This window comes from Microbacterium sp. LWH13-1.2 (assembly GCF_038397735.1).
GTDB lineage: Bacteria > Actinomycetota > Actinomycetes > Actinomycetales > Microbacteriaceae > Microbacterium.
On sequence record NZ_CP151635.1, the window covers coordinates 1,814,682 to 1,829,259 of the forward strand.

A 14,578-nucleotide genomic window follows, 5' to 3' on the forward strand; every position below is an offset into this window, starting at 1 on the left:
AAGAGGAACGTACGAGGAGCACCATGGCACACGACGACGACTCGCAGGCTCTTGACAGGGCCTACCAGCCCTCTCCGGGGCTGGGTGTCGCAGTCAGCGATCCCGTGCAGAACCCTGGGCTGCCGCCGCACCGCGAGCGGATGACCGACAAGGACCCGCGCGCTGAGAAGGCTGCGGAGCGCACGGTCTACACCCTGTTCTATCTCTCACTGGCAGGAAGCATCTGGGCGGTCGCCGCCTACATGCTCTTCCCCATCGAGAGCGGCGCGCTCATCGACATCCGTCAGAACAACCTCTTCATCGGTCTGGGCATCGCTCTCGCGCTGCTCTCGATCGGCATCGGGGCGATCCACTGGTCCAAGGCGCTCATGAGCGACAAGGAGCACATCGAGTACCGCCACCCCACCCGTGGCAAGGAGTCGACGCGCGAAGCGGTCATCGAGGCGTTCGAGACCGCCAACGAGGAGTCCGGCTTCGGCCGCCGCACCATGATCCGCAACTCGCTGTTCGCGGCGATCGTGGCGTCGATCATCCCCGGTGTGACTCTGTTCCGTGGCCTCGCTCCGCACAGCACCCCTGACGACCCCACAGCGGGCGATCCGGTCGTGCTGCTGAAGCACACGATGTGGGAGAAGGGTCAGCGTCTCGTGCGCGACCCCGACGGCACCCCCATCCGCGCGGCTGACGTCACCCTCGGTTCCGCGTTCCACGTGATCCCCGAGGACCTCGCCGAGCTCAGCCATCACGACGGCTACCTCGAGGAGAAGGCCAAGGCCATCGTGCTGATGATGCGCCTGCGCCCCGAGCAGCTCGTCGAGGCGGAGGACCGCAAGGACTGGTCGTACGACGGCATCGTCGCGTACTCCAAGGTCTGCACCCACGTCGGCTGCCCTGTGGCTCTGTACGAGCAGCAGACGCACCACCTGCTGTGCCCCTGCCACCAGTCGCAGTTCGACGTCACGGACCACGCCAAGGTCATCTTCGGCCCGGCCGCACGCCCGCTGCCGCAGCTGCCCATCACCGTCGACGACGAGGGCTATCTCGTCGCACGCAGTGACTTCACCGAGCCCGTCGGCCCGAGCTTCTGGGAGCGCCATTGAGCACCGCAACGCTGTCCAAAGAGGACAAGGACAACAAGGCGCCCCTCGGCGGCCGATTCGTCGGCGCCGCGTCGAACTACATCGATGAGCGCACCAGCATCTCCGGCTTCGTCAAGGAGCTCGGTCGCAAGATCTTCCCCGACCACTGGTCGTTCATGCTCGGTGAGATCGCGCTGTGGAGCTTCGTGGTCGTGTTCCTCTCCGGGACCTTCCTGACGTTCTTCTTCGAGGCGTCGATGGTCGAGACCCACTACACCGGTGCATACGCCCCGATGCGCGGCATCGCGATGTCGGCGGCGCTCGAGTCGTCGCTGAACATCTCGTTCGACCTCCGCGGTGGTCTCCTGGTCCGCCAGATCCACCACTGGGCCGCCCTGGTCTTCGTCGCCGGCATCGGCGTCCACATGCTGCGCGTCTTCTTCACCGGCGCGTTCCGCAAGCCGCGCGAGCTCAACTGGGTGATCGGCTTCGTGCTGTTCATCCTCGCGATGGCCGAGGGCTTCACCGGCTACTCGCTGCCTGACGACCTCCTGTCGGGCAACGGCCTCCGCATCATCGACGGAATGGTGAAGGGTATCCCCCTCATCGGCACGTGGACATCGTTCCTGCTCTTCGGTGGCGAGTTCCCCGGTACGGCGATCGTGGGCCGCCTTTACACGCTGCACATCCTGCTGCTGCCGATGCTGGTCATCGCGCTCATCGTGGTGCACCTGATGCTGATGATCGTCAACAAGCACACGCAGTTCGCCGGCCCCGGCCGCACGAACGACAACGTGGTGGGCTACCCGATGATGCCGGTCTACATGTCGAAGATGGGCGGCTACCTGTTCATCGTCTTCGGCACCATCGTGCTGATCGCGACGTTCTTCCAGATCAACCCGATCTGGAACTACGGCCCCTACGACCCGTCCCCCGTCTCCGCCGGTACCCAGCCTGACTGGTACATCGGATTCGCCGACGGTGCGCTCCGTCTTGCGCCGTCGAACCTCGACGTCGTGTTCCTCGACCACACCTGGTCGTTCGGAATCCTGCTGCCACTGGTCGTCCTCGGGCTGTTCATCGTGCTCGTCGCGATCTACCCCTTCATCGAGGCGTGGGTCACCGGAGACAAGCGCGAGCACCACATCGCTCAGCGTCCGCGCAACGCGGCGACCCGCACCGCCATCGGCGTTGCCGGCGTCATCTTCTACGCGGTGCTGTGGGCTGCGGCCTCCTCGGACCTCATCGCGACGCACTTCATGCTGACGATGGAGGGTGTGATCCACGCACTCCAGGCATTGCTCTTCGTCGGACCGGTACTCGGGTACTTCGTGACGAAGCGCATCGCACTCGCTCTGCAGAAGAAGGATCGCGAGATCGTCCTGCACGGATTCGAGTCTGGCCGCATCGTCCGCCTTCCCGGTGGCGAGTTCATCGAGGTGCACCAGCCGGTCGACAAGTACGACCGCTGGAAGCTCATCGACGTCGACGGCTATGAGCCGCTGGTCGTCCGCCCGAACGCGAAGGGACGCATCTCGTGGACCGAGAACCTGCGGTCCTCCGTCTCGCGCTGGTTCTTCGAGGATCGCCTGGCCCCGCTCACGCAGGCCGAGGTCGAGGCCGCGGATGCTCACCAGCACCACGTCGAGGCTCACAACGACGAGACCGAGGCGGCCGAGATCCAGGGCGCTCATGAGCGTGCAGGATTCCCTGACGCGCCTCTCACCGTCAGCGAGACACACATCGACGAGACGTCGAACACTCCCAGCACGGTCATTTCGACCGAGCCGGTGAAGAAGCCTCGCAAGAAGAAGTCGGAGGACGGCGAGTAAGACCGCCGCTCCCCCATGACGAAGGCCCTGTCCGTTTCGGACAGGGCCTTCGTCGTGTCCGGGAGCCTCCCACCTGGGCGTGGAAGGATCGTGACATGAGCTCAGCAGTCCAACTCATCCGTTCCGCCGACCTCGCCGCTGCGCCCTACGCCTACGCGGCCACAGCACCATCCGGATCCCGGTTGATCTTCCTCGCCGGCGCGTGCCCGCTCGAAGACGACGGCAGCACCACCGCACCGGGCGACTACGCCGCGCAAGCTGCCCGCTGTATGGAGACACTGCGCGAAGCATTACGCGCCAGCGGCGCGACTCTCACCGACGTCATCAGCACACGCGTCCTGGTTGCCTCGTCGTCCCAGCAGGACCTGATCGCCGCCTGGGACGTCGTACATGCTGCCTTCGGCGACCATGACGCGCCGAGCACCCTTCTGGGCGTCACGGTGCTCGGCTACGATCACCAGCTGGTCGAGATAGAAGCGGTCGCGGCGGTTGCGGAGAGGCCACGATGAGCGGCACGATCCGTGCGGCCGTCTCCGCGGATGCCGAAGTCCTGCACGCCATCGAGGCGCACGCCGACGCGCTCCTGATCGACACCCTGGGGGCACCGGAATGGCCGCCGGCCGGCGACGGCGCGGAGCGACTCGGAACGCCCGGCTTCGTCCTCGTCGTCGAAGACCCCGCGGACTCCCCCGTCGGCTTCGTCCATGTGCTCGACGCCGACGGCCACGCCCACCTCGAGCAGCTGTCCGTCCTCCCCTCCTCCGGTCGACAGGGCTACGGACGCCGCCTCGTCGTCGCCGCTCTGGACGAAGCCCGCGAACGCGGCTACACCCGGATGTCACTGCGGACCTATGCAGAGGTCCCGTGGAATGCCCCGTTCTACGCCTCGTGCGGATTCCTCGAGAGCATCCCGGAGACACAGTTCCAGCGTGGTCTCGTGGACACCGAGGCCACGCTCTCGCTCGACCGATACGGACGGCGCGTGCAGATGACCGTGGAGCTCTGACCACTCACTTCGATTTTGGCGGAATCCCGTGCGCCCGCGTCCGGAAGACGAGGGCGCACAAGGGAACGTGTCCCTACGCTGGGACCATGATCGATCGTGCAGACTACTTCGCCGCCAAGCTCGCCTACGAGACCGACGCCAGCGACGTCCATGCCGCTCTTAAGGCCGGAGAGGAGATCGTCGTCATCGATGTACGCTCCGACGAGGCATGGGCGCAGGGGCGCGTCTCCGGCGCCGTCCACATGCACTACAGCGAGATCGCGACCCGCGCTCCGGTCGAGGTTCCCGCCGATGCCGCGGTCGTCATCTACTGCTGGAGCCCTGGGTGCAACGCCGGCGCGAAGGGCGCCCGGGAGTTCGCCGCTCTCGGGTATGACGTGCGCGAGATGATCGGCGGCTTCGAGTACTGGGTTCGCGAGGGCTACCCGGTGGAGGACGCGGACGGCGTGCACCACCGCCCGGTCGATCCGCTCACCGGCGTGGCACGGGTGCGCACGACGGCCTAGACATCGCCGGCCATCGCGGCCTGAGGCCCGGCGGTGCGGGGATACGACGACGAAGGCCCCTGGGACGGATCCCAGGGGCCTTCGTCGAGAATCTCAGCGGGCGAAATTGCCGCGGTAGTACTCGTAGACCCAGCCGACGATCGCGACCACGAAGATCGCGAGGCCGATCGGGAGCAGGAAGTGACCGACCGCGAGTCCGACGACGAACACCGCAGCAGATCCAGCCAGCACGATCGGCCACCAGGACCAGGGGCTGAACTCACCCAGCTCGGGGTCACCGTCGTCGATGTCGCTCGTCAGGATGTCCTCGGGCAGCTCACCGTTCTGCGCCTTGTGCGTGCGATCGAGGTAGAACGCGATCAGCGCGCCCATGAAGGCTGCGAAGAACAGCGCCACGGTACCGACCCATTCGATCCGCTCGGCGAAGTTCTCCGAGGGAGTCGCCAGGATGTGCCAGCCGGTGTAGACGACGCCGACCAGTGCGAAGAACGCGGTCAGGATCCACCAGAGAATGACGTTGTCGCGCATGGCTCAGTGGCCCTCTCGCTCGCCGGGAGCGGCAGGCGTGAACTCCGCCGCCTCGGGGTGGTTCAGGTCGAATGCAGGACGCTCGCTGCGGATGCGCGGGATCGACGTGAAGTTGTGACGCGGCGGCGGGCACGAGGTCGCCCATTCGAGCGATGCGCCGTAGCCCCACGGGTCGTTGACCGTGACCTTGGGCGCCTTGCGTGCCGTGATCCAGACGTTCAGGAAGAACGGCAGCATCGATGCACCGAGGATGATCGCGCCGATCGTCGACACCTGGTTCTGCCAGGTCCAGCCGTCTGCGGCCGAGTAGTCGGCGTAGCGACGAACCATGCCGTCGACACCCAGCCAGTGCTGGATGAGGAACGTCATGTGGAAGCCGATGAACAGCATCCAGAAGTGCACGTAGCCGAGACGCTCGTTGAGCATGCGTCCGGTCCACTTCGGCCACCAGAAGTAGAAGCCCGCGAACATCGCGAACACCACCGTACCGAAGACCACGTAGTGGAAGTGAGCGACCACGAAGTAGGAGTCGGACAGAGCGAAGTCCAGCGGCGGAGCCGCGAGGATGACGCCGGTCAGACCACCGAAGACGAACGACACGAGGAAGCCGAGTGCGAACACCATCGGCGTCTCGAACGTCACGGATCCTCGCCAGAGTGTTCCGATCCAGTTGAAGATCTTCACACCGGTCGGCACCGCGATGAGCATGGTCATCAGGGCGAAGAACGGCAGCAGCACGGATCCCGTCACGTACATGTGGTGAGCCCACACCGCGACCGAGAGCGCCGCGATGGCGATCGTCGCATAGACCAGGGTCTTGTATCCGAAGATCGGCTTGCGGCTGAACACCGGGAAGATCTCCGACACGATGCCGAAGAACGGCAGGGCGATGATGTAGACCTCGGGGTGACCGAAGAACCAGAACAGGTGCTGCCAGAGCAGGACGCCGCCGTTGGCCGGGTCGTAGATGTGCGCGCCGAGGATTCGGTCTGCTGCCGCGGCGAAGATCGCAGCTGCGAGCACCGGGAAGGCCATCAGGATCAGGAGGCTCGTGATGAGCGTGTTCCACGAGAAGATCGGCATACGCCACATCGTCATACCGGGAGCACGCATCGTGATCACAGTGGTGATGAAGTTCACCGCTCCGAGAATGGTTCCGAAGCCCGAGATGCCGAGACCGACCATCCAGAGGTTTCCGCCTGCACCCGGCGAGAACGAGGCGCTCGCGAGCGGCTGATAGGCGAACCATCCGAACGATGCCGCACCCTGAGGGGTGAGGAAGCCGGCCACGGCGATCGTGGAGCCGAAGAGGAAGAGCCAGAACGCGAAGGCGTTGAGACGCGGGAACGCGACGTCAGGGGCTCCGAGCTGCAGCGGCAGGATCGCGTTCGCGAAGCCCGCGAAGAGCGGCGTCGCGAACATCAGCAGCATGATCGTGCCGTGCATCGTGAAGAGCTGGTTGTACTGCTCCTTCGTCGGGATGATCTGCATCCCGGGAGCGAACAGCTCTGCACGGATGACGAGGGCCATCACGCCACCGAGGAGGAAGAACAGCACCGAGGCGATGAGGTACATGTACCCGATCGTCTTGTGGTCGGTGGAGGTGATCCACTTGACGACGATGTTCCCCTTCTGCTCGACGCGCGAGGAGCTCATGAGAGCGGCCTGGCGTGCGGGCAGAGTGGTGGGTCGGGAGCGGGGGGCCTCGTCGGTGCGGGGGGCTTCAGTTGTCGACATGGCTTACTCCTCTCCTTCCTCGGAGTCGGTCGTTGCGGTGGTGCCCGGGAAGTTCGACAGACGGTCGTACGCATCCGTGATGTCGCCGGTGTTGCCTTCCTCCTCGAGCGACTGGAGGTAGGCGTCGTACTCGTCCTGCTCGACGACCTTGACGTTGAACAGCATCATCGAGTGGTACTCACCACACAGCTCGGCGCACTTGCCGGCGTACTCGCCGACGCGCGTCGGGATGAAGGACCAGGAATTGTCCTTCCCGATGTACATGTCCTTCTTGTACAGGAAGTCGATGATCCAGAACGAGTGGATGACATCGCGCGACTGCAGGTTGATGGTGACCTTCTGGTCCACCGGCAGCACCAGGGTCGGAAGCTGCGCCTGGTCGATGTTGCCGGCGGCATCGGGCTGAGCCTGGATGCCCATGGTCCAGACGGCGTCGGAGTTGTCCTCTTCTTCGCCGTCGTACTGGAAGTCCCACGCCCACTGCTTGGCGATCGCGGTGATCTCGACGTCGGGGTCATCCCACTTCGCCTCGATCGCGCTCTGGTCGCGAGCGGTGAAGAAGAACATTCCCAGCACCAGGATGAGCGGCACGATCGTGTAGAAGATCTCGATCGGCATGTTGTAGCGCATCTGCACCGGCAGGCCGGTCTGTCCCTTGCGGCGACGGTACGCGATCGCGGCCCAGGCCATCAGGCCCCAGGTGATCACGCCGACGGCGAGCAGGACGATCCAGGAGTTCACCCAGAGCGAGGACACGCGCTCGGTCTGGTTGGTGGCCGCAGGCTCACCCTCCACGAAGCCAGGCAGGTAACCGTTCAGCTCAGTGGCAGTACATCCCGCCAGGGCCACGGCTGCCACTACTCCCAGGGGAAGAGCGGCCCAACGAAGGCGGCGTTTCGAGGGCACGATGCACCTTTCAGATTGCGGACAGGGCACACCCAAGTCTAGGGCAACCTCACACCTGATTCATGCCAACCACGCAGGTTGGCGGAGGGGTTCGGATCAGTGGAAGCTGTCTCCACAGGCGCAGCTGCCCGCGGCGTTGGGGTTGTCGATCGTGAAGCCCTGCTCCGAGATCGTGTCCTTGAAGTCGATCGATGCACCGTCGAGATACGGGACGCTCATGTTGTCGATGATGACCTCGACACCGTCGAAGTCGACGGTCTCGTCGCCCTCGAGATAACGCTCGTCGAAGTACAGCTGGTAGATCAGGCCAGAGCATCCGCCAGGCTGGACGGCGACGCGCAGGCGCAGGTCGTCGCGGCCCTCCTGCTCGAGGAGGTTCTTGACCTTCGTGGCCGCGGCGTCGGTCAGCTTCACGCCGTGCGCCTGGGTGGTCTCTGCTGCAGTCAGTGTGGTGTCGCTCATGTCGCTCCTTGTGACGGGCCGCGCTCGCACGGCTGGTGTCTCGATTTTACCCTCCGGTTGGCGGAACGGGCTCAGATGATGATGTCGTTCATGCGGGAGAGGAGAAGCGCCTCGGTGGCGACCGCGTGGCGGAAGGTGTCGAGGTGCAGGGATTCGTTGGGGCTGTGCGCCCTGGAGTGCGGGTCCTCGACGCCGGTGACCAGGATCTGCGCGTCGGGGAACTCCCGGACGAGGTCGGCGATGAAGGGGATGGATCCGCCGACACCGAGGTCGATCGGCGCGACTCCGTAGCCGTCGCGCATCGCGTCGCGCGTGAGCGCGACGGCCCATCCGCTCGTGTCCACCAGGAACCCGTTGCCCAGATCGACGTCGGAGAACGTCAGCTCGGCGCCGAAAGGCGCGTGGGCGCGGAGGTGCGCCTCGAGGGCGGCGTATGCCTCCTCACCGGACTGGCCGGGGGCGACACGGGCGCTCACGACGACCGTGACCTCGGGCAGGAGCGTGTTGGATGCCGCCTCGACACTCGTCGCGTCGATGCCGATGACGGTGACGGCCGGCTTGTTCCAGATCCGGCTGAGGATCGTGCCGCCCCCGATCGGGGAGGTGCCCGGCAGGAGCCCCGCCTCATCGCGGAGGGTGTCCTCGCCGTACTCGGGCGTGGGAGCCTCCCGCTCCGTCATCCCCTCCACTGCGACCGAACCGTCGTCGTTCCACAGGGTCGAGAGCATCTTGACCGTCGCCATCATGGCGTCGGGCACCGCTCCGCCGAACATCCCCGAGTGGGATGCGTGGTCGAGGGTGCGCACCCGCACCGTGAATCGCGCGTTCCCGCGCAGAGACACCGTCAGCCCCGGAGTGACCGAGTCCCAGTTGCCGGAGTCGGCGACCACGATCGCGTCAGCGCGCAGCGCCTCCTTGTTGTCCGAGAGGAACTGCGCGAACGAGCGCGACCCGTACTCCTCTTCACCCTCGATGAACATCGCGATCCCCAGTTCGAGGTCGTCGCCGATCACCTCGGCCACGGCGCGGATCGAGGCGATGTGCGCCATGATTCCCGCCTTGTCGTCGGCTGCTCCGCGGCCGTAGAGGCGTCCGTCGCGAACGGTCGGCTCGAACGGCGGCGTCTGCCACAGCGCGTCATCGCCGGGAGGCTGCACGTCGTGGTGCGCGTAGAGCAGGATGGTGGGCTTGCCGTTGCGCGCGGCACGCGTGGCGAGCACTGCCGGCTGCCCGTGCTCGTCGGTGCCGGGGATCGCGGCACGGAGGATGCGGACCTCGTCGAAGACTCCGGTGTCGGTCGCGAGAGCGGCCACGGCCTCAGCGCTGCGCTCGAGCTGCGTCTGGTCGAAGGCGGGCCAGGCCATCCCGGGGATCCGCACGAGCCGACCGAGGTCGCTCAGCGCCGCCGGGAAGCCGGTCGCTGCCGCTTCGAGGACGGCGGGCTCGCGGTCGCTGGACAGATTCTGGTCACCGGGCTGGGCAGGAGATGTCATGCGAGTAATCTTAAGGTGATCGACCTTCACCGAACCGAGGAACCTCGTGGCCACTTCCCCTGTCTCCCCTCCGACGAACGACGACGCCTCCGAGACGCCAGGCTCGGGCAAGGGACGCGCGACGCCGACCCGGGCCGAGCAGGAGGCCGCGCGCCGTCGCCCTCTCGTCGCGAACACCAAGGAGGCCAAGGCCGCGGCACGTGCCGAGCTCAACGAGCGACGCAACCGTGCGCAGGCAGGTCTCGCAGCCGGCGAGGAGAAGTTCCTCCCTGCACGCGACAAGGGCCCGCAGCGCCGCTGGGTTCGCGACTACGTGGACGCCGGATGGCACCCCGCGGAGTTCGTGATGGGCGTGATGGTTCTCGTGATCCTCATCTCGCTGCTCCCTGCCAATCTCGCGATCGGTGGATTCGCCATCGCCGGCTGGGCGTACCTGGTCATGATGGCCTACCTGATCCTCGCGATCGGCGGCATGGTGCTCCTGGGCTTCCGCGTCAAGCGCAAGGTCGCAGCGAAGTTCGGCCAGGAGCGCATGGAGCGCGGCCTCGGCTGGTACGCCGCCATGCGGTCGCTGCAGATGCGCTTCATGCGCCTGCCGAAGGCCCAGGTCAAGCGCGGCGACTACCCCGCCTGACACACGCGACGTACGCAAGAGGCGTCTCCTGCTCTCACGAGCACGAGACGCCTCTTCTGCGTTCCGGGTGGCCTCAGCGGCGCACGAGCCCCCTGTTGAGCTCGCGTCCCCAGAACGGGCCGCGGTACAGGAAGGCCGTGTATCCCTGCACGAGGGTCGCGCCTGCAGCGAGTCGCTCCTGCACGTCTGCGGGGGTCTCCACTCCCCCGACGGCGATCACGCAGAAGTCCGCGGGGACCGCAGTACGGACGAGTCGGAGTACCTGCAGCGAACGCTCCTTGAGCGGCGCACCGGAGAGACCACCGGCGCCCGCCGCCTCGACGGTCGCAGCGTCAGTGGTGAGGCCGTCCCGGCTGATCGTCGTGTTGTGCGCGATGATCCCCGCGAGCCCCTCGTCGACGGCGAGCTTCGCGATCGCCGTGATCTCGTCGTCCGGGAGGTCAGGCGCGATCTTGACGAGCAGCGGCGTGGATCCCGATGCCGCGCGCACGGCCCTCAACAGCGGTGCCAGGGTCTCGACGGCCTGCAGGCCCCGAAGGCCGGGTGTGTTGGGCGACGACACGTTGACCGCCAGGTAGTCGGCAAGCGGAGCGAGCCTGGTCGCGGATGCGACGTAGTCGGCCGTCGCATCCTCGACGTCGACGACCCGGCTCTTGCCGATGTTGACACCGATCACCGTGTCCGGGGCCCCTCTGCGCAACTTCGCGAGTCGTCTCGCGGCCGCATCCGCACCCTCGTTGTTGAAGCCCATCCGGTTGATGACGGCCCGGTCGGCGACGAGCCGGAAGAGCCGAGGCTTGGGGTTGCCCTCCTGCGGGATCGCCGTCACGGTGCCGACCTCCACGTGCCCGAATCCGAGAGCCGCGAGCCCGCGCACACCGATCGCGTTCTTGTCGAAGCCCGCAGCGATACCGAACGGGGATGAGAAGGTCAGCCCGAGTGCCTCGACACGCAGCGACGGGTCGGGCTTCGTGAGCGCGCGCGTCGCCCAGGAGAACGGGGGCACGCCGAGTACACGGATCACCGCCATCCCGGCGTGGTGGGCGAACTCGGGGTCGAAGCGCGACAGGACAGCGCGGAAGAGCAGCGGATACATCCCTGCCAGATTACCGGTCGGCGGGCTCCGGCTTCGCGTGGTCGGCACGGAGATCGGTGATCGCGCTCTCGAAGTCCTCCAGTGAATCGAACGCCTGATAGACGCTCGCGAACCGCAGGTACGCGACCTCGTCGAGATCGCGGAGCGGACCGAGGATCGCCAGCCCGATCTCGTTCGTGTCGAGCTGAGACACACCGGTCTGCCGCACGGCCTCCTCCACCCGCTGGGCGAGGATGGCCAGGTCGGCTTCGGTCACGGGTCGACCCTGGCAGGCTTTGCGCACACCGGATATGACCTTCTCGCGGCTGAACGGCTCCATGACGCCTGACCGCTTGATGACGTTGAGGCTCGCCGTCTCGGTCGTCGTGAACCGGCCGCCGCACTCGGGGCACTGCCGTCGTCTGCGGATCGACAGACCGTCGTCGCTGGTGCGGGAATCGATGACCCGAGAGTCCGAGTGACGGCAGAAGGGGCAGTGCATCTGACCGATCCTACGCCGTGAAACGAGCCTCGATCGCCTCACCGTGCGCGGGAAGCACCTCGGTGTTGGCGAGTGCGACGACTCCGGCACGGACTTCGGCGAGGGCAGCGCGATCGTACGAGATCACCTGCTGCGGGCGGAGGAACGTGTAGGCGCCGAGCCCGGGCGCATAGCGCGCCTGTCCCCCGGTGGGCAGAACATGGTTGCTGCCCGCCATGTAGTCGCCGAGGCTCACCGGGGTGTGGTCGCCGACGAAGACGGCACCGGCGCTGGTGAAAGTGTCAGCCGCGGTCTCGGCATCGTCGAGATGCAGCTCGAGGTGCTCCGGCGCGTACGCGTTGCTGAACGCCGTGGCCATCGCACGATCGTCGACGAGGACGATCGCCGACTGCGGGCCGTCGAGCGCGGCTGCAACGCGGGTGGCGTGGCGGGTCGACGCGGCCTGCCGGGCGACCTCGGACGCCACGCGTTCTGCGAGGTCCTCCGAGTCCGTGACGAGCACCGCCGAGGCCTGCTCGTCGTGCTCTGCCTGGCTCACGAGGTCGGCGGCGATCAGACGCGGGTCCGCTGCCGAGTCCGCGACCACGAGGATCTCGGTGGCACCGGCCTCGGAATCCGTGCCCACGACGCCGGCCACGGCCCTCTTCGCTGAGGCGACGTAGTTGTTCCCCGGCCCCGAGAGCACGTCGACAGGATCGAGACCTATGCCGGCGACGCCGTGCGCGAATGCTCCGATGGCTCCTGCCCCGCCCATCGCGTAGACCTCGGTGATGCCGAGGAGACCGGCCGCTGCGAGGATCGTCGGGTGGATGCGTCCGTCCTGGTCGTCCTGTGGAGGGGATGCGAGCGCGATCTGCTCGACACCTGCCACCTGCGCCGGGACGACGTTCATGATGACGCTCGACGGATAGACCGCCTTGCCTCCGGGGATGTAGACGCCCGCACGGTGGACCGGCTGCCAGCGCTGGGTGATGGTGGCGCCGGCACCGATCTCGGTGACCTGAGGCGCGGGGACCTGGGCCGCCGAGGCGATGCGCACTCGACGGATCGCCTCCTCGAGCGCGGCGCGGACCTCCGGCGCCAGGATCTCGAGGGCATCGGCGATGTGCTGGGCCGGCACTCGGACTTCGTGTCCGGAGACGCGGTCGAATCTGTCGGCCTGCTCGCGGAGCGCCTCTTCGCCTCGCGCTCGCACGTCCTCGACGATCCGCGCCGCCGTATCGAGTGCCTCTGCGCGTGCCTGGGTGGCTCGCGGCACGGCCGCGAGCATGTCTGCCGGCGAGAGCTCGCGCCCCCGCAGATCGATCGTGCGCAAGATCAGCCCTTCGTGATGTCTGCGATGTCGTGCAGGTAGCCGATGCGACCGTCGTCGTGCCGCACGACGTAGGCACCGCCACGGTCCTCGATGACGAGAGCCCAGGCGTGGGGGCCGATCTGGAAGATCGCTTCCCCCCGCTCGTCGTGCACGTCGCGCTCGGTCGGAGCGAGCACCCAGAACGGCTGTGCGGCAGGGGCAGCGTCGTATGCGTCGTTCGCGCGGGCGTCTGTGTGGTCGTCCACGGCGGGGAACGCAGTCGTCTCGGGAGACGAGACGTCCTGAGCCGTCGCACCCAGAAGCGATTCGATGCTTCCGGTGTCGGACACGATCTCGGGCTCCTGGCCCCGGCTGCTGCGGGAGTATGCCGGGGCGTATTCCTCATCGGCCGTGGCCTGCTCGGTGCCCGTCCCCCCGCCGGATGCGTGCGCGGCGAGCGGCACCTGCTGGGCCAGATCGAGCCTGGCGACCTCGTCGGTCGCCTGCTGCCCGGAGAGCTCGACGTCGAGTCCGTCGGCGGGGAATGCCTGCGTGGTGTGCGGCACCTGCTCGGCGCTGCGGACGGCCTCGTCCGGCACATACTGCGCGGTCGTGTCAGGCGCGTAGTGCTCGGTCGTGTCGGGCGCGTACTGGGCTGTCACGTCCTGGGGTGCCGCGTCCTGGGCTGTCGCTTCGGGCACGGTCGCGGTCGCATGGCCCGCGCTGGCGAGGGGTGCACCCGGCGAGGACTCTTCGGCGCCTCGCGAGGCACTCACAGAAGTCGCCTCCACCGCGGGCGTCGGCTCAGGGCGCGGACGCGGGATGACGGGGCGCACCGGGTTCGCGTTGCGGTGAGCGAGCGTGACGAGGCGGCCGTGGAAGTCTTCCCTGAGCCCGGGTACCAGCGGCGCGAACACGGTGAGGACGACGAGCGCGAGCGATGCGACGAGCTGGACGATGCCACTCCAGGAGAGAGCGAAGACGCCGAACTCGATGGCGAAGGCGACCGCGCTCCACAGCGCACCGATCCAGAAGACGGCAGCGACAGAGAAGGCGACAGAGGCGAACTGATCGATCCCGAGGGAGCCGACCCGGCGGATGCCGTCGGGTGAGAAGCGGCGCAGGATGAGCAGGAAGACCGCGACCGTGGGCACACCGATCGGAAGGATCCACTGGATGCCGGTGCCCCAGATCGATGCGTCGACCGCATGCGGGAAGAACGACGAGATGAATGCGACGAGCCAGACACCGACGATGAGGAGCTCACGCAGGGTGAACCCGAGGATGCCGAACTCCGGCGTCACCTCGTCGTCGTAGAGGACACCGTCGTCGTCGGAGAAGACCTCGTCGACCGTGGCCTCGGAGGCTGCGGCTGCACCCTCTGCGTCCGAGGCGTCACTGTTCAGGAAGGGGGATTCCGTGCTCATGGGGGGTGGTCCTTTCGCCACGGTGCAGAGCCTCTGACGCCCTGCATCCGAACGCGTCCTGATACTACCCGGTGCATCCGGGAGGACGTCATCGGGC

Annotated in this window: 15 protein-coding genes; 6 read left to right on the plus strand and 9 right to left on the minus strand. The window is 67.0% G+C overall.

The features are described from left to right. Positions 1-23: 23 nt before the first annotated feature. The 5 genes from MRBLWH13_RS08595 (at position 24) to MRBLWH13_RS08615 (ending at position 4,423) form a co-directional block, all read left to right on the plus strand. Complete coding sequence (locus MRBLWH13_RS08595) at positions 24-1,100, plus strand: Rieske 2Fe-2S domain-containing protein (RefSeq protein WP_341958097.1); 1,077 nt, start codon at positions 24-26, stop codon at positions 1,098-1,100. Continuing rightward, a complete protein-coding gene (locus tag MRBLWH13_RS08600) occupies positions 1,097-2,911 on the plus strand; it encodes a ubiquinol-cytochrome c reductase cytochrome b subunit (RefSeq protein ID WP_341958099.1) in 1,815 nt (604 codons plus the stop codon). The genes MRBLWH13_RS08595 and MRBLWH13_RS08600 overlap by 4 nt, the downstream gene beginning before the upstream one ends. 95 nt (positions 2,912-3,006) lie before the next feature. Beyond that, on the plus strand, positions 3,007-3,420 hold the full coding sequence (locus MRBLWH13_RS08605; RefSeq protein ID WP_341958100.1) for a Rid family hydrolase: 414 nt from the start codon (positions 3,007-3,009) through the stop codon (positions 3,418-3,420). Further along, positions 3,417-3,917 carry a GNAT family N-acetyltransferase gene (locus tag MRBLWH13_RS08610; protein WP_341958102.1) on the plus strand — a complete coding sequence of 167 codons (501 nt, stop codon included), beginning with the start codon at positions 3,417-3,419 and terminating at the stop codon, positions 3,915-3,917. The genes MRBLWH13_RS08605 and MRBLWH13_RS08610 overlap by 4 nt, the downstream gene beginning before the upstream one ends. Positions 3,918-4,003: 86 nt before the next feature. Beyond that, complete coding sequence (locus MRBLWH13_RS08615) at positions 4,004-4,423, plus strand: rhodanese-like domain-containing protein (protein WP_341958104.1); 420 nt, start codon at positions 4,004-4,006, stop codon at positions 4,421-4,423. A gap of 93 nt (positions 4,424-4,516) precedes the next feature. Here MRBLWH13_RS08615 and MRBLWH13_RS08620 read toward each other — a convergent pair whose 3' ends face one another. The 5 genes from MRBLWH13_RS08620 to MRBLWH13_RS08640 all read right to left on the minus strand — a co-directional run bounded on the left by MRBLWH13_RS08620 (position 4,517) and on the right by MRBLWH13_RS08640 (position 9,549). Further along, the gene (locus MRBLWH13_RS08620) at positions 4,517-4,951 is read right to left on the minus strand and encodes a cytochrome c oxidase subunit 4 (RefSeq protein ID WP_341958106.1); all 435 of its coding nucleotides are present in this window, start codon (positions 4,949-4,951) and stop codon (positions 4,517-4,519) included. Positions 4,952-4,954: 3 nt separating this feature from the next. Next, on the minus strand, positions 4,955-6,688 hold the full coding sequence (gene ctaD, locus MRBLWH13_RS08625) for a cytochrome c oxidase subunit I (protein ID WP_056516527.1): 1,734 nt from the start codon (positions 6,686-6,688) through the stop codon (positions 4,955-4,957). A gap of 3 nt (positions 6,689-6,691) precedes the next feature. After that, positions 6,692-7,594 carry a cytochrome c oxidase subunit II gene (coxB, locus tag MRBLWH13_RS08630; RefSeq protein WP_056307020.1) on the minus strand — a complete coding sequence of 301 codons (903 nt, stop codon included), beginning with the start codon at positions 7,592-7,594 and terminating at the stop codon, positions 6,692-6,694. A gap of 96 nt (positions 7,595-7,690) precedes the next feature. Next, positions 7,691-8,056, minus strand: a complete 366-nt coding sequence (gene erpA, locus MRBLWH13_RS08635; RefSeq protein ID WP_056307018.1) for an iron-sulfur cluster insertion protein ErpA — start codon at positions 8,054-8,056, stop codon at positions 7,691-7,693. A gap of 71 nt (positions 8,057-8,127) precedes the next feature. Then, positions 8,128-9,549, minus strand: a complete 1,422-nt coding sequence (locus MRBLWH13_RS08640) for a dipeptidase (protein ID WP_341958110.1) — start codon at positions 9,547-9,549, stop codon at positions 8,128-8,130. A 46-nt stretch (positions 9,550-9,595) separates the two neighbouring features. On the opposite strand from MRBLWH13_RS08640, the gene MRBLWH13_RS08645 reads away from it, so the two are divergent. Continuing rightward, the gene (locus MRBLWH13_RS08645; protein ID WP_311244377.1) at positions 9,596-10,183 is read left to right on the plus strand and encodes a DUF3043 domain-containing protein; all 588 of its coding nucleotides are present in this window, start codon (positions 9,596-9,598) and stop codon (positions 10,181-10,183) included. Positions 10,184-10,256: 73 nt separating this feature from the next. Here MRBLWH13_RS08645 and MRBLWH13_RS08650 read toward each other — a convergent pair whose 3' ends face one another. The 4 genes from MRBLWH13_RS08650 to MRBLWH13_RS08665 are packed head-to-tail and all read right to left on the minus strand — an operon-like array spanning position 10,257 to position 14,481. Beyond that, on the minus strand, positions 10,257-11,279 hold the full coding sequence (locus MRBLWH13_RS08650; protein WP_341958113.1) for a quinone-dependent dihydroorotate dehydrogenase: 1,023 nt from the start codon (positions 11,277-11,279) through the stop codon (positions 10,257-10,259). Between the two features lie 10 nt (positions 11,280-11,289). Then, positions 11,290-11,760, minus strand: coding sequence for a transcriptional regulator NrdR (gene nrdR / locus MRBLWH13_RS08655; RefSeq protein ID WP_341958115.1), 471 nt, complete (start codon positions 11,758-11,760; stop codon positions 11,290-11,292). A gap of 10 nt (positions 11,761-11,770) precedes the next feature. After that, the gene (hisD, locus tag MRBLWH13_RS08660; protein WP_341958263.1) at positions 11,771-13,078 is read right to left on the minus strand and encodes a histidinol dehydrogenase; all 1,308 of its coding nucleotides are present in this window, start codon (positions 13,076-13,078) and stop codon (positions 11,771-11,773) included. After that, on the minus strand, positions 13,078-14,481 hold the full coding sequence (locus tag MRBLWH13_RS08665; RefSeq protein WP_341958117.1) for a hypothetical protein: 1,404 nt from the start codon (positions 14,479-14,481) through the stop codon (positions 13,078-13,080). The genes hisD and MRBLWH13_RS08665 overlap by 1 nt, the downstream gene beginning before the upstream one ends. Between the last annotated feature and the right edge of the window lie 97 nt (positions 14,482-14,578).